General features: G+C 58.3%; 20 protein-coding genes and 1 pseudogene. 17 read left to right on the top strand and 4 right to left on the bottom strand.

The window, feature by feature from the left end; translation table 11 throughout:
* The first annotated feature begins 8 nt into the window (after positions 1-8).
* From cobA to ACQZ45_RS17250, 3 genes are all read left to right on the top strand, one after another.
* Complete coding sequence (cobA, locus tag ACQZ45_RS17260) at positions 9-797, top strand: uroporphyrinogen-III C-methyltransferase (RefSeq protein WP_003516437.1); 789 nt, start codon at positions 9-11, stop codon at positions 795-797.
* Positions 794-2110, top strand: a complete 1317-nt coding sequence (locus ACQZ45_RS17255; RefSeq protein ID WP_003516439.1) for a cobyrinate a,c-diamide synthase — start codon at positions 794-796, stop codon at positions 2108-2110. Before cobA ends, ACQZ45_RS17255 begins: the two co-directional genes overlap by 4 nt.
* 123 nt (positions 2111-2233) lie before the next feature.
* A complete protein-coding gene (locus tag ACQZ45_RS17250) occupies positions 2234-3484 on the top strand; it encodes a cytochrome-c peroxidase (protein WP_003516441.1) in 1251 nt (416 codons plus the stop codon).
* On the opposite strand, the gene leuB is transcribed toward ACQZ45_RS17250, so the two are convergent.
* The 3 genes from leuB to ACQZ45_RS17235 all read right to left on the bottom strand — a co-directional run bounded on the left by leuB (position 3465) and on the right by ACQZ45_RS17235 (position 5804).
* Positions 3465-4577, bottom strand: coding sequence for a 3-isopropylmalate dehydrogenase (leuB, locus tag ACQZ45_RS17245; RefSeq protein WP_003516442.1), 1113 nt, complete (start codon positions 4575-4577; stop codon positions 3465-3467). The genes ACQZ45_RS17250 and leuB overlap by 20 nt on opposite strands.
* A gap of 225 nt (positions 4578-4802) precedes the next feature.
* Positions 4803-5408, bottom strand: a complete 606-nt coding sequence (gene leuD / locus ACQZ45_RS17240; protein WP_065688710.1) for a 3-isopropylmalate dehydratase small subunit — start codon at positions 5406-5408, stop codon at positions 4803-4805.
* Between the two features lie 165 nt (positions 5409-5573).
* Complete coding sequence (locus tag ACQZ45_RS17235; protein ID WP_003516445.1) at positions 5574-5804, bottom strand: hypothetical protein; 231 nt, start codon at positions 5802-5804, stop codon at positions 5574-5576.
* A 109-nt stretch (positions 5805-5913) separates the two neighbouring features.
* On the opposite strand from ACQZ45_RS17235, the gene ACQZ45_RS17230 reads away from it, so the two are divergent.
* Together ACQZ45_RS17230 and ACQZ45_RS17225 are read left to right on the top strand one after the other, a co-directional pair.
* Entirely contained in the window at positions 5914-6825 is a 912-nt protein-coding gene (locus tag ACQZ45_RS17230; protein ID WP_065659986.1) for an HpcH/HpaI aldolase/citrate lyase family protein, read from the top strand.
* A complete protein-coding gene (locus tag ACQZ45_RS17225; RefSeq protein WP_019565981.1) occupies positions 6822-7028 on the top strand; it encodes a DUF1737 domain-containing protein in 207 nt (68 codons plus the stop codon). Before ACQZ45_RS17230 ends, ACQZ45_RS17225 begins: the two co-directional genes overlap by 4 nt.
* Before the next feature lie 673 nt (positions 7029-7701).
* Here the strand turns inward: ACQZ45_RS17225 and ACQZ45_RS17220 are convergent.
* A complete protein-coding gene (locus ACQZ45_RS17220; protein WP_003516449.1) occupies positions 7702-8142 on the bottom strand; it encodes a metallopeptidase family protein in 441 nt (146 codons plus the stop codon).
* Between the two features lie 328 nt (positions 8143-8470).
* Between ACQZ45_RS17220 and rplU the strand changes: the two genes are divergently transcribed.
* From rplU to ACQZ45_RS17160, 12 genes and pseudogenes are all read left to right on the top strand, one after another.
* Entirely contained in the window at positions 8471-8785 is a 315-nt protein-coding gene (rplU, locus tag ACQZ45_RS17215) for a 50S ribosomal protein L21 (RefSeq protein ID WP_003516451.1), read from the top strand.
* A 40-nt stretch (positions 8786-8825) separates the two neighbouring features.
* Entirely contained in the window at positions 8826-9095 is a 270-nt protein-coding gene (rpmA, locus tag ACQZ45_RS17210) for a 50S ribosomal protein L27 (RefSeq protein ID WP_003492686.1), read from the top strand.
* A 131-nt stretch (positions 9096-9226) separates the two neighbouring features.
* Positions 9227-9859 carry a GNAT family N-acetyltransferase gene (locus ACQZ45_RS17205; protein ID WP_003516453.1) on the top strand — a complete coding sequence of 211 codons (633 nt, stop codon included), beginning with the start codon at positions 9227-9229 and terminating at the stop codon, positions 9857-9859.
* A complete protein-coding gene (locus ACQZ45_RS17200) occupies positions 9856-10446 on the top strand; it encodes a GNAT family N-acetyltransferase (RefSeq protein ID WP_013636976.1) in 591 nt (196 codons plus the stop codon). Before ACQZ45_RS17205 ends, ACQZ45_RS17200 begins: the two co-directional genes overlap by 4 nt.
* Positions 10447-10614: 168 nt before the next feature.
* Positions 10615-11682: a GTPase ObgE gene (gene obgE / locus ACQZ45_RS17195; RefSeq protein WP_003516456.1), complete on the top strand. Its 1068-nt coding sequence runs from the start codon at positions 10615-10617 to the stop codon at positions 11680-11682.
* On the top strand, positions 11679-12848 hold the full coding sequence (gene proB, locus ACQZ45_RS17190) for a glutamate 5-kinase (protein WP_003516458.1): 1170 nt from the start codon (positions 11679-11681) through the stop codon (positions 12846-12848). Before obgE ends, proB begins: the two co-directional genes overlap by 4 nt.
* Entirely contained in the window at positions 12841-14127 is a 1287-nt protein-coding gene (locus ACQZ45_RS17185) for a glutamate-5-semialdehyde dehydrogenase (RefSeq protein ID WP_013636974.1), read from the top strand. The genes proB and ACQZ45_RS17185 overlap by 8 nt, the downstream gene beginning before the upstream one ends.
* A 42-nt stretch (positions 14128-14169) precedes the next feature.
* Entirely contained in the window at positions 14170-14754 is a 585-nt protein-coding gene (locus tag ACQZ45_RS17180; protein ID WP_075807713.1) for a nicotinate-nucleotide adenylyltransferase, read from the top strand.
* A gap of 94 nt (positions 14755-14848) precedes the next feature.
* Positions 14849-15293, top strand: a pseudogene (gene rsfS, locus ACQZ45_RS17175) (ribosome silencing factor).
* A 158-nt stretch (positions 15294-15451) separates the two neighbouring features.
* Positions 15452-15934 (top strand): 23S rRNA (pseudouridine(1915)-N(3))-methyltransferase RlmH, encoded by a 483-nt coding sequence (gene rlmH, locus ACQZ45_RS17170; protein WP_003516464.1) that lies wholly within the window; start codon positions 15452-15454, stop codon positions 15932-15934.
* Positions 15935-16093: 159 nt separating this feature from the next.
* Positions 16094-17500 carry a murein hydrolase activator EnvC family protein gene (locus tag ACQZ45_RS17165; RefSeq protein WP_003516466.1) on the top strand — a complete coding sequence of 469 codons (1407 nt, stop codon included), beginning with the start codon at positions 16094-16096 and terminating at the stop codon, positions 17498-17500.
* Positions 17490-18815, top strand: a complete 1326-nt coding sequence (locus tag ACQZ45_RS17160) for a S41 family peptidase (protein WP_003516467.1) — start codon at positions 17490-17492, stop codon at positions 18813-18815. Before ACQZ45_RS17165 ends, ACQZ45_RS17160 begins: the two co-directional genes overlap by 11 nt.
* Positions 18816-18867: the final 52 nt, after the last annotated feature.

Here is an 18867-nt window from a genome sequence, read left to right as displayed (position 1 = left end):
CGAGAAGAATGTCGATAGCGCAGGTTTTGAACAGCATCGCCGCAAAAGGTCCGGTCTTTGAGGCCGGGCATGTCTGGCTCGCAGGCGCGGGTCCGGGCGATGTGCGTTATCTGACGCTCGAAGTGGCGCTCGCGCTTTCGCAGGCCGATGTGATCGTGCGCGACGCGCTGGTGAGCGACGATGTCGTTTCCCTCGGGCCTCAGGCTGAAATCGTGTTTGCCGGCAAGCGCGGCGGCAAGCCGTCGGCAACGCAGGACGACATCACTTCCTCGCTGATTGATCTCGCCCGACAGGGTAAGAAGGTGTTGCGGCTTAAGGGTGGCGATCCGTTTATTTTCGGGCGTGGCGGCGAAGAGGCGGAGGCGCTTGTCCGCGCCGGCATCCCATTTCGTATCTTGCCGGGCATGACCTCGTCGCTTGCAGCCCTTGCTTCAGCGCGCATTCCCGCCACCATGCGCGGTATCAGCCGCGCTGTCACGCTTGCCACCGGCCATGCCGCCGGGACCGAAGAGGATCTGGATTGGCTGGCACTGGCGAAAACGCTGGAGCCCATCGTCGTGTATATGGGGCTTAAGAACATAGGCTCGATCGCCGGTCTTCTGATGCAGGGCGGTCGTTCGGGCAAGACGCCGGTCGCAGTCATCATGTCGGCAACGACCGCGCAAGAACGTATTTTCATCGGCACCCTGGAAAGCATAGCTGACGATGCAAAACGGGAAAAATTCGAGGCGCCGGCGCTGATCGTTATTGGCGAGATCGTTTCGATGCGCGACCGACTTGGGGTGCCGACCTTATGACCACACGGGCGATCATCATCGGCGCACCGCGCTCTGGTTCCGGCAAGACCAGCGTAACAATCGGCTTGCTCAGGGCCTTTGCCCGGCGCGGCATCAAGGTGCGCGGCATCAAGACGGGGCCGGATTATATCGACCCCGGCTTCCATGCCTTCGCCACTGGCACATCCGGCCTCAATCTCGACAGCTGGGCCATGCAGCCGGAATTGCTTCGACACCTGTTGTTGCAACAGGCTGATGGTGCTGACCTCGTTTTGATCGAAAGCGCCATGGGCCTGTTCGACGGTATCCCCGTAGCGGAAAACCGCACCGGTTCTGCGGCGGATCTGGCCCGGCTGTTCGGCATTCCCGTGCTGCTGGTGCTGGATGTGTCGGGTCAATCGCAGACAGCCGCTGCTGTTGCCTATGGTTTTGCCCACTATGATCCTGTTGTCACCATGGCGGCGGTGGTGCTGAACCGCGCCGGCAGCGAAAGACACCGGACGCTGTGCACGGAGGCCATCGAAAAAATCGGTCTGCCTGTCGCAGGATGCGTCCTGCGTGATCCGTCACTCATCCTGCCGGAACGGCATCTGGGCCTGGTGCAGGCCAGCGAACATCCGGAAATCGACGCGCATATAGAACGGCTGGCGGATGCGATGGAAAGGTCCATTGATCTCGATGCCTTGCTTTCGCTCGCTGCGCCTGTGGATTTGCCCTCCGGCTCGGTGGAGGCAGCGATTGCGCCGCCCGGCCAGCGCATCGCGCTTGCAGACGACGCGGCTTTCACCTTTCTTTATCCGCATCTCAAGAACCACTGGCATGCAGCGGGGGCAGAGGTCGTGCCCTTCTCACCGCTGGCCGACGAGGCACCCGATGAGACCTGCGACATTTGCTGGCTGCCAGGTGGTTATCCCGAACTTTACGCTGGAAGGCTTACCGATGCTGCCGGGTTTAAAGCGGGGATTGTCCGTTTTGCCGAGACGAAGCCGGTGCATGGCGAGTGCGGCGGCTATATGGTTTTGGGAGCGGCGCTGGAAGATGCCGATGGTGTCACCCATGCCATGACCGGGCTTCTGTCACATGCCACCAGTTTCGCCACGCGCAAGATGAACCTCGGTTACCGGCAGGCTGCAATCGTGGCAGATGGGCCGCTGGGCAAAGCGGGTGAAGTTCTGCGCGGCCACGAGTTTCACTATGCGCGTGTTATCGATCCGGGTCACGATGAGCCTTTCGCTCAGATTGCTGACGGGCAGGGTCGTCCGCTCGGCCCCTCCGGTGGCAGGCGGGATCTTGTTTCAGGCACTTTCTTCCACGCGATAGCCAAAGCCGGGTAAGCAATTTGGCGTCCGGATGCGGGGTTGCGTCAAAGTGGAGCGGGCTGAGAAAGTTTGTAGTCTGGTGCGATAGGTAAGTGCTATATAGCCACTGTCGTCCCGAGTTTCCGAAACGCTATTTCAATGAAAAGACTGCGCCTATTCATTTCTGCCGCCCTTGCCGTGGCCATGATACCAGTTCCGCTCGAGATCGGTGCTGGTCAAATGCAGGCTCACGGCGGCGAAGATTATGCAACGCTTGAAAAACTCGGCGCGGCGCTGTTCGATGATGCCAATCTCTCCATGAACCGCACGATGGCGTGTTCCACCTGCCATATGCAGGCGGCCGGTTTTTCAGATGCGCGCGAAAGCGACAAGGTCGGCCGGGACGTCTCTCTCGGCGATGACGGGATTTCGCTGGGCGACCGCAATGCGCCGACTGCAGCCTACGCCCGGTTTACGCCGCCTTTCGGCAGGAACGCTGCGGGAGAGTATGTCGGCGGGCAATTCTGGGATGGTCGTGCCTCCCTGCTGGAAGACCAGGCGGGTGGACCACCGCTCAACCCAATCGAAATGGGCATGCCGGATAAAGCCTCTGTGGTCAAACGGCTCAAGGAAAACCCTGATTATGTTGCGGCGTTCGGCACACAGTTTGGCAAAGATGTTTTCCAGAGTGACGAAGGCGCCTTTGCTGCGATGACCAAGGCGCTAGCGAGCTTCGAGCGTTCCGATGAATTCTCCACCTTCGATTCCAGGTATGACCGTTTCCTGCGCGGCGAAGAAAAGCTGACCGATCAGGAGGAGCTGGGCCGGGTTCTTATCTCCTCGACGCAGTTCACCAATTGCAATACCTGCCATGAAATCCGTGGCGCCAAGGGTTTGGAAGATGGCCTCTTCACCAACCACAAATATTTCAACATCGGTGTTCCGGCCAACACGTCGGTCAGGGCAGCCAACGGCTCCAAGCCGGATGCGGTCGATCTCGGATTGGCGCAAAATCCCGCCGTGGCCGGCGATCCGGCTCAGCGCGGCAAGTTCAAGGTGCCTACCCTTCGCAACGTCGCTGTCACTGGTCCCTACATGCACAATGGCGTGTTTAAGGATCTGCGCACGGTGGTGCTGTTTTACGTGAAATACAAAAGCAAGAAACCCAGCCGGCAGATCAACCCTGAAACGGGTAAAACCTGGGATGCGCCGGAAGTGCCTGATAATATCGCCATGACAGAGCTGACTTCCGCACCGGCGCTGGACGACAAGCGTGTGGACGCCATCGTCGCCTTTTTGAAGACGCTGACTGACAAAAGATATGAACATCTTTTGCCAAAGGAAGATGGGCAAGCGACCGTGCCGCCTGCCCAACCGGTTTCGGTGAGTGTTACGCCGAAAGCGCCTTGAATTCTGCGAGAACCGCGTCACCCATTTCGGAGGTGCTGACCTGACGGGAACCGTCGGACATGATGTCGGCGGTGCGGATGCCCTTGTCGAGCACGTTCGCAATTGCAGTTTCGAGCTTCGTTGCCTCATCTACCATGTTGAACGAATAGCGCAGGCACATGGCGAAGGACGCGATCATGGCAATGGGGTTGGCGATGCCCTTGCCGGCAATGTCAGGTGCCGAACCGTGCACCGGCTCGTACATGGCCTTGCGCTTGCCGGTCTTGGCATCCGGTGCACCAAGCGATGCCGACGGCAGCATGCCGAGCGAGCCCGTCAGCATGGCAGCGACGTCGGAAAGCATGTCGCCGAAGAGGTTGTCGGTCACGATCACGTCGAACTGCTTGGGCTTGCGCACCAGCTGCATGCCGCCGGCATCGGCCAGCATATGCTCCAGCTGAACGTCCTTGTATTTCGCAGCGTGGGTTTCGGTGACGACCTGGTTCCACAAAACGCCAGATTTCATGACGTTGCGCTTCTCCATGGAGCAGACGCGGTTATCGCGCGTGCGTGCCAGTTCGAAAGCGACGCTGGCGATGCGCTCGATCTCGAAGGTGTCGTAGATCTGCGTGTCGATACCGCGCTTCTGGCCGTTGCCGAGGTCGATGATCTGCTTGGGCTCGCCGAAATAGACACCGCCCGTCAATTCGCGGACGATGAGGATATCGAGACCCTCTACCAGCTCCGGCTTCAGTGAGGAGGCTTCGGCAAGTGCCGGGTAGCAGATGGCGGGGCGCAGGTTGGCGAAAAGTTCGAGATCCTTGCGCAGGCGAAGCAGGCCGGCTTCCGGGCGGTGTTCGTAGGGAACGCCATCCCACTTCGGGCCGCCCACGGCGCCAAACAGGATCGCATCGGCGGCAAGGGCCTTTTCCATATCTGCGTCGGAAATCGCGACGCCATGGGCATCATAAGCGGAGCCGCCGACCAGACCTTCCTGCGTGGTGAAGCCGGCATTTTTCGCGCTGTTCATATAGTCGATCAGCTTGCGGACTTCGGCCATGGCCTCGGGGCCGATACCGTCACCGGGCAGAAGGAAAAGCGTGCGGACTGTCATGAGAACCCTCCTTGGGCGGCGCGCCGGAAACCATCATGAAGGGTTTTCGATTGCGGCGAGCGCGGCGTCAAACTCGTTTCCGTCCTGCCGCCTCACAAGTTACATCGCCAGCCGAACGGGATCGGGGGCTTCTTATCCCCGCCTCAACGGCTTTTCAAGCAAAGCAAAAGCCGATCCGGTACGGTTTTGTACGGGATCGGCTTTTAAAAGAGGATAGAAGTGCGGTCAGGCCCAGGGGCGGACCGAGGCATTTGCCTTTTCGAACGTGTCGATAGCGCCGGAATGCTCCAGTGTCAGGCCGATGTCGTCGAGGCCGTTCAGCATGCAATGGCGCTTGAATTCATCGATCTCGAAGGTGATCGTGCCGCCATCAGGGCCGCTGATTTCCTGACGTTCCAGATCGATGGACAGAACGGCGTTCGAGCCACGCGAGGCGTCGTCCAGCAGCTTTTCGAGATTCTCGGGGCTGACGACGACAGGCAGGATGCCGTTCTTGAAACAGTTGTTATAAAAGATATCGGCGAAGCTGGTGGAGATCACGCAGCGGATGCCGAAATCGAGAAGCGCCCATGGTGCATGTTCGCGCGAGGAGCCGCAGCCAAAATTGTCACCCGCGACGAGGATCTGGGCGTTCTGGTAAGCGGGCTTGTTCAGCACAAAATCGGGATTGGGCGAGCCATCTTCAAGATAACGCGACTCGGCGAAAAGGCCGGTGCCAAGACCCGTGCGCTTGATGGTCTTCAGATAGTCTTTGGGAATGATCATATCGGTGTCGATATTGACGACCGGCATGGGCGCAGCAACGCCCGTCAGCTTGGTGAATTTATTCATCTGTCGCTTCCCGTGTTTCCCTGGTCACAAAATCCGGCGTGGACTGACGCCCGCCGGATATTTTCTTTCGGGAAATACTGCAAAACGGATCGCTTTAGAAGCGCAAACCCGCATTCTTCGGTACGCCGCGTGCAGCGTTCTCGCATTTTGACAGGATTAACGATCTCAGAGATCGATGATCGTGCCTTTGCCGTCGTTCCAGACGCGCATGTCGCGCTGGTTGCGGGGCTTGACCGGAATGGGTGCCGGCTTCATACGCGCCGAAAGCAGACGGGCAGCGCTGAGAACGGCGAGCACGCCGATAAAAGCGACCGTAAGCGAGGCGGTAAAAAGAGCCACCAAAGCCAGAAGTGCGATGCCGGATGCGGCAATGAAAAATGAACGGATGCCTTGCATGATTCAACCTTTCTTTCCAGACGAATGTGGGCCTTCTTCTTCCGGCTTGCAAGAGGATTCAGTGGATTGTCGTGTTGCAGATGTCACAAAAGCTTGACACAAGTGCGGCATGACTAATTTTTTCGAAAATATTCCTGTGAGACCGCGCCGTTCGCTGCTGTCGGTTCCGGCCATCAATGTCCGGGCGCTCGAAAAAATCCGCGATCTCGATTGCGATGGCGTGATCCTCGATCTGGAGGATTCCGTCGCGCCCGACATGAAGGACAAGGCTCGGGAAAATCTGGACAGGCTATTTTCTGACGCGCCTTTTGCCGGATGCGAGACCATTATTCGCATTAATCCGCTCTCTACGCCGGATGGGCAGGCGGATCTGAAGCTTGTGCTTTCCTGTCGGCCAGATGCGGTTTTGTTGCCCAAGGTGGAGCAGCCGGCCGATATTCATGAGGTTGCCGACCTTCTGGCGGAGGCGGATGCGCCGCAGGGTTTGAAAATCTGGGCGATGATCGAGACTCCGCTTGGTGTCTTGAATGCCGCGTCTATCGCCGACGCTGCCCATACGCCGGATGCGCGGCTTGCCGCCTTTGTCATCGGGCTCAATGATCTGCGCAAGGAAACACGGGTTCCGGCCCTGCCCGGCCGAACCTATCTTGTGCCGTGGATGATGCAGGTGGTGCTCGCCGCCCGCGCCTACGGGCTTGATGTCATCGACAGCGTTTCGAATGATTTTCGTGATCTCGCGGCTTTTGCCGGTGAATGCGAGCAGGGCCGCGCCATGGGCTTCGATGGCAAGATGCTGATCCACCCGGCCCAGATCGAGCCGGCCAATCGACACTTCGCTCCTGATGAGGCGATGGTCGCGGAAGCCAAGGAGATTATTGCCGCTTTCGTAAAACCCGAATCTGTGGAATTGAACGTCATCAACATGAACGGGCGAATGATCGAACGGCTGCATGTGGGGCAGGCCGAAAGGCTGGTCGCCATGGCCGGTATCATCGCACAACGAAAGGCAAAAAAAACGTGAAGGTCTATCGTTTCATAACCGGTCCCGATGACGCAAAGTTCTGTCACCGGGTCACCGAAGCGCTGAACAAGGGATGGGAACTTGCCGGTTCACCCAGCTATGCCTTCAACGCCGCCAGCGGTATCATGCATTGCGGCCAGGCCGTGACCAAGGTGGTCGAGGGCAAGGAATACCATCCGGATATGAAGCTCGGCGAGCAATGATCCAAGTACAAATCGAGTGATTCGGATCTGCTTACCTGATTCGCTCGATTTTTTTGGCCTTTACTCGGTAAAATCGAATAGTAGGAGTTTTATTCACAGTCCCTACTCGGAATGTGCGTGAAAATAATAACTGCCTGTTTTTGAAAGACAAAATTCGCGACTTTTCAGTATCTACCAGATAAATTTATCACGGAACATAAAGTGAACGAATTGAGGATTTTATCCTGAGCTTGACTCAAAATATCGAGTCCGAACATATATTTACAAGCTAGAGACGATCTCTGAGCTGGCACGACAAAGCCGAGGTTGCACCCCCGGCTCCGTGTCGAAACCACAATACCTTGGACGGCTTGCGGATCAGCATACGCATTGAGCAAAATACGCTCTCAGACTCTTCTGTCAAGTTTGTCCAAGGCTGAAGCCTAAGAGGACAACCACATGCATCAACAGTCTTACAGATTGACCGAAAAAGACGCGATAGAGATTTGGCTGCGTTATTGGGGCGGCGAGTTTCAGCACCACATTGCAGCTTCTTACGGCGTAAACCCGGGGCGGGTAAATGAAGTAATTAAGCGCAAACGCCTGGTGGGTAGTGAGACGATCGCACTCTCAATGAGACGCGATCACTAGTAGCTTGAGGACCCGGTATCACAGTTTCTCGGTGCCGGGTTTCTCAGCGCTCCGCGGCGGCCTCGTCGGCGCTTTCTTCGATCCGCTCCATGTCGTCGTCCGACAGGCCGAAATGGTGGCCGATCTCGTGGATGAGGACATGGGTGATGATATCGCCCAGCGTTTCTTCGTTCTCGGCCCAGTAGTCGAGAATGGGGCGGCGATAAAGCGTGATGCGGTTCACCATCTCGCCGGTTTCCATGGTGAAACGTTCGGAGATACCGCGCCCCTCGAACAATCCTAACAGGTCGAACGGTGTTTCGAGCGCCATGTCCTCGAACACTTCGTCTGTCGGGAAATCCGAGATCTCGATGACGAGATCCTTGGTCAACGCACGGAATTCTTCTGGCAGGTGGCCATATGCCTCGATCGCAAGCGACTCGAAGGCGGAAAGTGTCGGCGCATGGCGGTCCCGCCAATCGTCGGTCTGGTCTATGCGGGCCATTTCTGCTCCTTGTTGAAGGCCCATATAAACACTTGCTGCGCAAATTTCGAGACCTGACTGCTTCGCTTGCCAAAAAAGCATGAAATTCTTGGCGTTAGAGTTACTTTTCAAACATCCGTCATCTTGACATAAACTGATGTCTCGCGTAATTCGCACCCAAATTGATGGCGTATTGCGCCTTCTGTTTATTCCGCCCCTCAAAGGCGGCTTCACCGGCAGACTTTCAAAAGGGCATTCAGTCCTGACGGATTTCCGCTACTCCGACTGATAAAAAGACGGCCAGCTTGCTTTGGCGGGCAGAGCCGGAACGAACATGAAAGGATAACAAATGTTCGCAGTCATCAAGACCGGCGGTAAGCAGTACCGCGTAGCGGCCGATGCCGTGCTGACCATCGAAAAGCTGGAAGCAGAGGCAGGCGCAACCGTAGAATTCACCGAAGTTCTCGTGATCGGCGAAGGCGCCGACGCTCAGTTCGGTGCTCCCTTTGTCAAGGGTGCCATCGTCAAGGCTGAAGTTGTCGAGCACAATCGCGGCAAGAAGGTCATCGCCTTCAAGAAGCGTCGTCGTCAGAACTCCAAGCGTTCGCGCGGCCATCGTCAGCATCACACTGTCGTCCGCATCACGGACATCGTTGCTGCCTGATAGGCGCGACACGGGAAACAAGGTTTAAAGGAGAACTCCAATGGCACACAAAAAAGCTGGCGGTTCATCGCGTAACGGTCGCGATTCCGAATCCAAGCGCCTTGGCGTAAAGAAGTTCGGCGGCGAAGCTGTCATTCCAGGCAACATTATTCTGCGTCAGCGCGGAACCCAGTGGCATCCGGGCGCCAACGTTGGCATCGGCAAGGACCACACGATTTTCGCACTGACCGCAGGTAACGTGAACTTCCGTACGAAGGCCAACGGCCGCGTATTCGTATCCGTGGCCCCGAAAGCGGAAGCCGCAGAATAAGCCGGTAAGCGTCATATGCAGCCGGTGTCCCATCGACCCGGCTGAGACGTATCAGGTTCAGTCAAGAAAACAGGGGAGATGGGGTACCACCCAACTCCCCTTTTTCTTTAACCCCCAGGAGGGACTGAACCATGCAAGCTGAATTGTTGAGGGTTGACCAATCACGGTCACCCGAAGAGCGGCCGAGGCCCGATCGGTCGAGGAGCGATTGCCCCGTTTTACTGTCGCAGAGGCTGGTTTTACGCAAGCCTCACGAAGAAGACATCGACGCCCTTGCCCATCTTGCCAACAATGCCAATATCGCGACCATGGTGTCGCGTATGCCGCACCCGTACACGGCCAAAGACGCCGCGGACTTCGTGCGACGCACCAATGCTGGCGAGATCGGCAAGTGCGTCTATGCGATTACCCGCATGGACAATGGCGAGTTTCTGGGTTGCTGCGCGCTTGAACCGCAGGAAGACGAAAAGACGCTGGAAATCGGTTACTGGCTGGGGGAACCCTACTGGAACCGGGGCTACATGACCGAAGCCACGCATGCGCTGATCGACATGGCCTTCCGCACGCGTGAAATCGACCAGATCGATGCCCGCTGCCGGGTCACCAACATCCCCTCGCGCCGGGTCATCCAGAAGTGCGGTTTCCAGTTCCAGGGCTCCGGCATGGTCGGTTCGCTGGCATTGGGCGGCATGGTACCGGTAGAATGGTACAGGCTGGACCGCAAGACCTGGGTTTCGCTGAAGAGCTGGGGAGACATGGGATGAGCACGATCGAGCTTACCCGTCACCGGCCAACTGCGACGGTCGCGCCGCCCGGCCCCTGCCCGGTCATCGAGACGTCGCGTCTGGTGCTGCGTCCGCAGCGGCTTTCCGATGCCGGCAGCATTGCGGAATCGCTTGGCGATTTTGCCGTGACCAGGATGCTGGCCCGTGTTCCCGCGCCCTATCATCGACAGGATGCGCTGGAATGGCTGGTCCTGCGCACTTCAGGCACGCTGCCCGATTGGGATTTCGCCATCACAAGCGGTGACGATACCCTGATAGGCGTCGTCTCGGTCGAATTGCGGCATGGCGAGTGGCATCTCGGCTACTGGCTGAACCGGTTCTACTGGGGCAAGGGTTACATGACCGAGGCGGTGGCCGCCGTGGTCGAGCGGTTCTTCCGCCGCATGCCCGGTGTGGTTCTCCATTCCGGTGTGTTTGCGGATAATCCGGCTTCGCTGCGCGTGCAGGAAAAACTGGGCTTCCGGGTGACCGGCTGCCACCAGATTTACGCCACGGCGCGTGCTGCGATGGTGGCGCATATCGATACGGCGATCACGGCTGAGGATTTCGTTCCGCAGCACCGCTGACAATCAAAACAAGGCCGGTTGCCGCAAACCGGCCTTGTCTCACGCAGGCGCTTCCCGCACGATAGTCTTTGACCTTGTGGAGAAGCGCTTGTATTCGAAACGACGATATTTTTGTTTGGCGCAACGCCTTGAGCTGATGTGCCCGCAAACCGACAGAACGGCAGTCCGATGAAATTTCTCGATGAAGCAAAAATCTATATCAAGTCCGGTGATGGCGGCGCGGGCGCCGTTTCCTTCCGGCGCGAAAAATTCATCGAGTTCGGTGGCCCTGATGGCGGCGATGGTGGACGCGGCGGCGACGTCTGGATCGAGGTGGTCAACGGTCTCAACACGCTGATCGACTTCCGCTTCCAGCAGCATTTCAAGGCCTCGATCGGACAGCACGGCATGGGCAAGACCCGCACCGGCGCCAAGGGTTCCGACGTGGTTCTGAAAGTGCCTGTCGGCACGCAGATTTTCGAGGAAGACAACGAGACGCTGATCGTCGACCTGACAAAGGAAGGCCAGCGTTTTCGTCTTGCCGCTGGCGGTAACGGCGGTTTCGGCAACGCCTATTTCAAGTCTTCGACCAATCAGGCGCCGACCCATGCCAATCCGGGCCTTGCGGGCGAAGAAAAGACGCTCTGGCTTCGCCTGAAGCTGATCGCTGACGCCGGTCTCGTTGGTCTGCCAAATGCAGGTAAGTCGACATTCCTCGCGACCGTGACGCGCGCGCGGCCGAAGATCGCCAATTATCCTTTCACGACCCTGCATCCGAACCTCGGCGTTGCGACCATCGACGGCCGTGAATTCGTGCTGGCCGATATTCCCGGCCTGATCGAAGGCGCGCATGAGGGTGTGGGCATCGGCGACCGTTTCCTTGGCCACGTGGAGCGCACCCGTGTGCTTCTGCATCTCGTCTCCGCGCAGGAAGAAAAGGTCGGGCAGGCCTATAAGACTGTCAAGGCCGAACTGGATGCCTATGGCGGCGGCTTGACCGACAAGCCGGAAATCGTGGCGCTTTCGCAAATCGACGTGCTGGACGAAAAAGAACTGAAAAAGAAGGCAAAGGAACTGGAAAAGGCCTGCGGCCGTCCTCCGCTCCTTCTGTCTGCCGCTGCCCACATTGGTATGACGGAGGCGCTGCGCGCCCTTCGCGATATCATCGTCTCGGCAAGCAATGGCGGTGAGACAGCCCTTCCCGACCGCTCTATGCCTGTGGATAGCGAGGCCGAGGAAGAGGACGATCGCCTATGAGCCTCACCCGCAAACCGCTGGGTAGCCACCACCGGATCGTCATCAAGATCGGTTCGGCACTTCTGGTGGACCGGAAAAGCGGGCTCAAAAAAGATTGGCTTGACGCCATTTGCGAGGACATCGCTGCGCTAAAGAAAAACGGCGCAGATGTTCAGGTGGTGTCTTCTGGCGCCATCGCGCTCGGCCGCACGGTGCTCGGTCTGCCCTCCGGCGCATTAAAGCTGGAGGAAAGCCAGGCAGCGGCGGCCGTTGGCCAGATCGCTCTGGCGCGGGCATGGTCTGAAAGCCTGTCGCGGCATGAGATCGTCGCTGGCCAGATTCTGCTGACGCTGTCCGACACCGAGGAGCGCCGCCGTTACCTCAATGCGCGCGCTACCATCAACCAGCTGCTGAAGATCGGTGCCATTCCGATCATCAATGAAAACGACACGGTGGCAACCACCGAAATCCGCTACGGCGACAATGACCGTCTGGCCGCCCGCGTGGCCACCATGACCGGTGCCGATCTTCTGGTATTGTTGTCTGATATTGACGGGCTTTACACGGCTCCGCCGCATCTTGATCCGGATGCGAAGTTCCTTGAGACGATTGCAGATATTACGCCCGAGATTGAGGCCATGGCAGGCGGTGCGGCTTCCGAGCTTTCACGCGGCGGCATGCGCACCAAGATCGATGCCGGCAAGATCGCGACCGCTGCCGGCTGCGGCATGATCATCGCTTCCGGCAAGACGCTCAATCCGTTGAAGGCCATCGAAAACGGCGCCCGCTCCTCGTGGTTTGCGCCATCAGGCACACCGGTGACGGCGCGAAAGACATGGATTGCCGGTCAGTTGCAGCCGGCAGGTGAGATTCATGTGGATGCGGGTGCGGAAAAAGCGCTCTATGCCGGTAAAAGCCTGCTTCCCGCGGGCGTGCGGGTGGTGAAGGGCAATTTTGGACGCGGCGACGCGATTGCCATTATCGGCGTTGAAGGCCGAGAGGTCGCGCGCGGCCTTGCAGGCTACGATGCGGAAGAGGCGCGTCTTATCATCGGTCACAAGTCCAACGAGATCGAGGCGATACTTGGCTATGTCGGGCGTGCGGCGATGATCCATCGCGACGATCTGGTGATGACGGGTGCCGCCGTGAAAGTTAAAAATACTGAAAAGGATGAGGTCCATGCCTGAACAGGCCGTGAAGCAGAGCCATGATATTGATGCACTGATGATGACCATCGGTGCACAGGCAAAAGCTGCTTCGCGACCGTTGTCCATCGCAGGTACGGATCAGAAAAACCGTGCGCTTCTCGCCATGGCGTCCGCCATCGAGGCGTCGAGGGAAACGATCCTTGCCGCCAACAGGAAAGATCTGGCGGCGGCGGATAATAGCGGACTTGCCGCTTCCTTCATCGACAGGCTTACGCTTGACGATGCGCGGATTGCCGGTATCGCCGAAGGCATCCGCTCGGTTGCCGCGCTGCCTGATCCGGTTGGCGAAGTCATTGCCGCCTGGGATCGCCCGAACGGTCTGAAGATCGAGCGCGTGCGCACGCCGCTTGGCGTCATCGGTGTGATTTACGAAAGCCGCCCGAATGTGACGGCAGATGCCGGCGCGCTCTGCCTCAAGGCGGGCAATGCGGTCATCCTGCGCGGCGGCTCGGATTCGCAACATTCATCGCGTGCTATCCATGCCTGTCTTGTGGAGGGCCTGAAGATCGCCGGTCTTCCCGAGCATGCCATTCAACTGGTGCCGGTCACCGACCGCGCTGCCGTGGGCGCGCTTCTTGGTGGATTGAATGGCACGGTTGATGTGATTGTGCCGCGCGGCGGCAAAAGCCTGGTTGCGCGGGTGCAGTCTGAGGCGCGGGTTCCGGTCTTTGCGCATCTGGAAGGTATTTGCCATATCTATGTCGACGGATCGGCCGATCTCGAGATGGCGAAACGCATCGTCGTGAATGCCAAGATGCGCCGCACCGGCATTTGCGGCGCGGCGGAAACGCTGCTGGTGGATGCCGCTGTTGTTGCCACGCATCTTGAACCGCTCGTCAAGGGCCTGATCGAGGCCGGTTGTGAAGTGCGCGGTTCGCAGGCCGTGCGTAATGTTGTCGAGGGCTTGAAAGCCGCAACGGAAGATGACTGGCGCACCGAATATCTCGATGCGATCATTTCGGTTGCTGTCGTGGACGGTATTTCCGGCGCGATCGACCACATCAGCACCTATTCGTCCAACCACACGGAGGCGGTGATCGCCGAGGACCCAGCGGTGGTCGAGCGTTTCTTCAACGAACTCGATTCGGCCATTCTGCTGCATAACGCTTCCACGCAATTTGCCGATGGCGGTGAATTCGGAATGGGTGCGGAAATCGGCATCGCTACGGGCAAGATGCATGCACGCGGCCCTGTTGGTGTCGAGCAGCTCACGTCGTTCAAATACCGCGTGCATGGCACCGGTCAGACGCGGACCTGATAGTTGCTGGTCGAAACACGCCTCGACAGACGTTATCTCACCATGCCGCATGCGGAGCGCGGCATGGTCGTCGGGCTGTTCGGCGGCTCCTTCAATCCGCCGCATGCCGGCCATGCCCTTGTTGCCGAAATAGCGCTTCGCAGGCTGGGTCTAGACCAGCTCTGGTGGATGGTGACGCCAGGCAATCCGCTGAAAAGCCGCTCGGAGCTGGCATCTCTGGAGGATCGTATCGCTGCCTGCGAAAGGCTGGTCAGCGATCCCCGCATCAAGGTGACGGCTTTTGAAAAATCGCTGGGGATCAGCTACACGGCCAATACACTTGCCAAGGTGAAAGCAAAAAATCCGCATGTCCGCTTCATCTGGATCATGGGAGCCGACAATCTGAAAAGCTTCCATCGCTGGCAACAATGGCGAAGGATCGCCGAGACCTTTCCGATTGCGGTGATCGACCGGCCGGGTTCCACCCTCTCCTACCTCTCCTCAACCATGGCGCAGGCCTATAGCCAGGCGCGGATCGATGAGGATGATGCGGGTGTTTTGTGGAAAAAAAAGGCGCCTGCCTGGGTCTTTATCCATGGTCCGCGTTCGACGCTCAGTTCGACGGCGCTCCGCAATAATCACAAATGATGTATGCGACAGCCGTTGAAGGCTCCATATCTTGAAAAGTTAATGCTTTGGTGCCACCTTAATCTGGTGACGCACAGATTCGCGTCGCCAGTGCCTGTTTTGTCATTCTTGGAAAGGGAAAACCTCTGACAACAGTACACGCCAAGGGAAGAGCATTTGTTGCTATCCCGAAGGGTCAGGACAGTGGCGCCGATGCCGCCGACCACGCCCTCGAAACCGTCCTCGCGAGCCTCGAGGACTCCAAGGCTGAAGATATCGTATCTCTCGACATTGCCGGAAAATCGGCGCTTGCGGACTACATGGTGGTAGTCTCCGGGCGATCGAACAGGCATGTCTCGGCGATCTGCGAGCATCTTCTCAAGGATATGAAGGATGAAGGGTTTGGAAGCGCCCGCGTCGAAGGTCTCGAGACCGGAGATTGGGTGCTGATCGATACCGGCGATATCATCGTTCATGTGTTCCGTCCGGAAATCCGTGTCTTCTACAACATTGAAAAAATGTGGGCGACGCCGGAAATGCCGGAAGACACGCTGCATTGATGCGGTGAGCCTTTGACGTCGCACATCGGGCCTCCCGAATATCCTGTGTGATTTCGGGTCGATGTGTCTGGTCGGAAAGCAAGCCGGCCGCATAGGAATCCGTAGGCTATGCTGTTAAGAGCGTGACCCTGTTGGGTCACGATGGATGCAGGTTTGCGATGCGGATTTCGATTTTTGCGGTGGGACGGCTGAAATCCGGCCCGGAAAAGGATCTTGCGACCCGTTATATCGAACGCCTTGCCAAAACCGGCCCGGCGATCGGGTTGGAGTTTTCGCGCGTGATCGAGGTCGCGGAAAGCCGGGCATCGAACGCGGAGACGCGCAAGCGCGAAGAAGCGGCGATGCTGGAAAAACATCTGGCTGATGGTACCGTTCTCGTGCTGCTGGACGAGCGCGGCAAGGCGCTGGATAGCCCGGCCTTTGCCTCATTTTTTGGCGATCTGCGTGATAGCGGCAAGCGCGACCTCGTGATCGCGATTGGTGGCGCCGACGGCCTAGATCCTGCACTTTACGACAGAGCGGCGGCCGTTCTTAATCTCGGCAAGCTCACATGGCCGCACCAGATCGTTCGTATTCTGATCGCCGAACAGCTTTACCGCGCCGTCACCATCCTCTCCGGTCATCCCTATCATCGCGTTTGAGCGTGATCTTCATGTGGAAAATTGTCTCAATTTCAACATGAAGCTTCGCGAGACGGAAAGGCGTGAAGGCTTTGAAGCCAGCCTGTTTCTGGCCTCTTGGAAGATTGGGGCAAAATCCCTAGTATCGGCGCTCCTGCTTCGGCATCAAAGAAAGTTCAAATGGACAAGAGGTCTCAACGAAAACGCCACGCTGCCCTTGCGGGCGCGGTTTTCGCTGTCCTTGTCCTGGGGATTTCCCCCGTTGAACGCGCCTTTTCGCGCGATGATGCGGGTGCTGCGCCTGCTGGTGAGGGTGATTCGTCGCCGGAAGCGCTTCAGACGCTGGAAAAGCGCCGTGATCAGAACCGCCAGGATTTGGAAGAGCTGGTCGACAGCATCGGACTTTCGGAAGACAAGACCCGAAATCTCGAGGAAAGCATTGCTTCCCTTAATCAGGATAGCGCCCGTATCCGCGACGAGCTGATAGCGTCGGCTGCGCGCCGCAAGGCACTGGAAACCAAGATCAGCGATGGCGAGGATCGTCTGGCCAAGCTTTCGGTCCGCGAAGATGGCGTCAAGGCATCACTGCGCGAGAGGCGTGGCGTGCTGGCGGAGGTTCTGGCGGCGCTGCAGCGTATGGGCAGAAACCCTCCCCCCGCCCTTCTCGTTTCGCCTGATGATGCGCTGGCTTCGGTGCGCAGCGCCATTCTTCTCGGCGCAGTCGTGCCCGGCATTCGCGGTGAGACCGACAAGCTGGTTTCTGCTCTCAAAGAATTGACCGACGTCAGGCAGGCAATCGCTCGCGAAAAGGACGATCTTACGGGTATGATGACGGCAAGTCTGGAAGAGGAAAAACGCCTCGACCTGCTGCTTGCTGAAAACGACCGCAGAAATTCGCAGACCGCCGCGGCGCTGGAGGTGGAACGCAAGCGATCCGAGGAGCTTGCAAGCAAGGCGACCAGCCTCGAGGGTCTGGTCGGTTCGCTTGAAAGTGAGATCAGTTCGGTGCGGGAAGCTATGGAAAGGGCGCGTGCGGAAGAGCAGCGCGTGGCCCGTCTTTCCGAAGCGGAACGTGAGAAGGAGCGTGCCGCAGCCGAGGCGGGAATGCCCGATAAAAACCGTATTGCGCCCGCATATCCCTTCGCGAGTTTGAAGGCAAAGCTGGACCTGCCGGTGGCTGGAGATGTGTTGCGCCGGTTCGGCGATGCGGATGGTACGGGCCACTTTTCCAAGGGAATTGTCGTCGCGACCGGACCTGAGGCCATCGTGACGGCACCCGCAGACGGCTTTGTTGTATTTGCCGGAGATTTTCGCAGTTACGGCCGAATGATCATCCTCAATACGGGTGACGGATACCATGTGGTCATGACGGGAATGGACAATGTGAGGACACGGCAGGGAATGTTTGTGTTCTCCGGAGAGCCAATCGCCTCCATGGGTGCAAAAAGAGTAGCGAGTGCAGCAGCATTGGCGCTGGAAACCGACCGGCCAACGCTCTACATTGAGTTCAGGAAAGATGGTGTGCCGGTTGATTCCCAACCTTGGTGGACCGCAAAAAATACCGGAAGGGCGCACAATGATTCGTAAGGTTTCGCTTCTCCTTATCGGTGGGCTTATGGGCGCCACGGCGATGAGTGTGATTTATTCGGCGAGCATGCCGGCACAGGCGGCCGGGCCTTCGACCTATAAGGAACTGTCAATCTTTGGCGACGTGTTCGAACGTGTGCGTGCGCAATATGTGACGCCGCCGGATGACGAGAAGCTGGTCGAAAATGCCATCAACGGCATGCTCAGCTCGCTTGATCCGCATTCGAGCTTCATGAATGCCAAGGACGCCAACGACATGCGCACCCAGACCAAGGGTGAGTTCGGCGGTCTCGGCATCGAAGTGACCATGGAAAATGAACTGGTCAAAGTCATCTCGCCGATGGACGACACGCCGGCTTCGCGCGCAGGCATTCTTGCCGGCGACTATATTTCGGAAATCGACGGTACGCCGGTTCGCGGTCTGAAGCTGGAGCAGGCGGTCGAGAAGATGCGCGGCGCGGTCAAGACGCCGATCAAGCTGACGATCATCCGCCAGGGCGCCGATAAACCGCTCGAATTCACCGTCATGCGTGATGTCATTGCCGTACGCGCGGTCAAGTCCCGTGTCGAGGGCGATGTCGGTTATCTCCGCGTCATCTCATTTACCGAGAAGACCTATGACGATCTCGAAAAGGCGATCAAGAAGATCAAGACGGATGTGCCGGCTGACAAGCTGAAGGGCTACGTGCTCGATCTGCGTCTCAACCCCGGTGGTCTGCTCGATCAGGCGATCAATGTTTCCGACGCCTTCCTCCAGCGTGGCGAAGTCGTTTCGACCCGTGGCCGTAACCCGGACGAGACCCGTCGCTTCAATGCAACGGCTGGCGATCTGACCGATGGCAAGCCGGTTATCGTGCTCATCAACGGTGGCTCTGCTTCGGCGTCTGAAATCGTCGCCGGTGCGCTGCAGGACCTGCGTCGCGCGACTGTGGTCGGCACGCGCTCCTTCGGCAAGGGTTCGGTCCAGACGATCATCCCGCTCGGCGAGGCCGGCGCGCTGCGTCTGACCACGGCGCTTTATTACACGCCGTCTGGCAAATCGATCCAGGGCACGGGCATTACGCCTGATATCAAGGTCGAACAGCCGCTGCCGCCGGAATTGCAGGGCCGTGTCACGACCGAAGGTGAATCCAGCCTGACCGGCCATATCAAGGGCCAGAGCGAAACGGACGAAGGTTCGGGTTCTTCCGCTTACGTTCCGCCGGAAGCCAAGGACGATATCCAGCTGAATTATGCGCTGGATCTGTTGCGCGGTGCCAAGACCGATCCGTCGTTCCCGCCGAACCCGGACAAGGCTGTGGTCAACAAGCAGTAAGATGGATGCGCCGGCCAGCCGGCGCATTTTCTCGATTGCCTAACCGTTTGGA

The sequence above is a fragment of the Agrobacterium sp. 16-2014-1-2a genome (assembly GCF_053522705.1).
Note: the sequence above shows the minus strand (reverse complement) of the source record. Positions and strands in the feature narration are given on the sequence as shown.

Bases quoted from the DNA above. Each gene is read 5' to 3' on its own strand.
- ACQZ45_RS17205 (WP_003516453.1), top strand. From the start codon at position 9,227: ATGCAAGCTGAATTGTTGAGGGTTGACCAATCACGGTCACCCGAAGAG.
- ACQZ45_RS17200 (WP_013636976.1), top strand. From the start codon at position 9,856: ATGAGCACGATCGAGCTTACCCGTCACCGGCCAACTGCGACGGTCGCG.
- ACQZ45_RS17185 (WP_013636974.1), top strand. From the start codon at position 12,841: ATGCCTGAACAGGCCGTGAAGCAGAGCCATGATATTGATGCACTGATG.
- rlmH (WP_003516464.1), top strand. From the start codon at position 15,452: ATGCGGATTTCGATTTTTGCGGTGGGACGGCTGAAATCCGGCCCGGAA.
- ACQZ45_RS17255 (WP_003516439.1), top strand. From the start codon at position 794: ATGACCACACGGGCGATCATCATCGGCGCACCGCGCTCTGGTTCCGGC.
- ACQZ45_RS17165 (WP_003516466.1), top strand. From the start codon at position 16,094: ATGGACAAGAGGTCTCAACGAAAACGCCACGCTGCCCTTGCGGGCGCG.
- rpmA (WP_003492686.1), top strand. From the start codon at position 8,826: ATGGCACACAAAAAAGCTGGCGGTTCATCGCGTAACGGTCGCGATTCC.
- ACQZ45_RS17220 (WP_003516449.1), bottom strand. From the start codon at position 8,142: ATGGCCCGCATAGACCAGACCGACGATTGGCGGGACCGCCATGCGCCG.
- ACQZ45_RS17160 (WP_003516467.1), top strand. From the start codon at position 17,490: ATGATTCGTAAGGTTTCGCTTCTCCTTATCGGTGGGCTTATGGGCGCC.
- obgE (WP_003516456.1), top strand. From the start codon at position 10,615: ATGAAATTTCTCGATGAAGCAAAAATCTATATCAAGTCCGGTGATGGC.
- ACQZ45_RS17180 (WP_075807713.1), top strand. From the start codon at position 14,170: ATGCCGCATGCGGAGCGCGGCATGGTCGTCGGGCTGTTCGGCGGCTCC.
- ACQZ45_RS17230 (WP_065659986.1), top strand. From the start codon at position 5,914: ATGACTAATTTTTTCGAAAATATTCCTGTGAGACCGCGCCGTTCGCTG.
- ACQZ45_RS17250 (WP_003516441.1), top strand. From the start codon at position 2,234: ATGAAAAGACTGCGCCTATTCATTTCTGCCGCCCTTGCCGTGGCCATG.
- proB (WP_003516458.1), top strand. From the start codon at position 11,679: ATGAGCCTCACCCGCAAACCGCTGGGTAGCCACCACCGGATCGTCATC.
- ACQZ45_RS17235 (WP_003516445.1), bottom strand. From the start codon at position 5,804: ATGCAAGGCATCCGTTCATTTTTCATTGCCGCATCCGGCATCGCACTT.
- leuD (WP_065688710.1), bottom strand. From the start codon at position 5,408: ATGAATAAATTCACCAAGCTGACGGGCGTTGCTGCGCCCATGCCGGTC.
- leuB (WP_003516442.1), bottom strand. From the start codon at position 4,577: ATGACAGTCCGCACGCTTTTCCTTCTGCCCGGTGACGGTATCGGCCCC.
- rplU (WP_003516451.1), top strand. From the start codon at position 8,471: ATGTTCGCAGTCATCAAGACCGGCGGTAAGCAGTACCGCGTAGCGGCC.
- cobA (WP_003516437.1), top strand. From the start codon at position 9: ATGTCGATAGCGCAGGTTTTGAACAGCATCGCCGCAAAAGGTCCGGTC.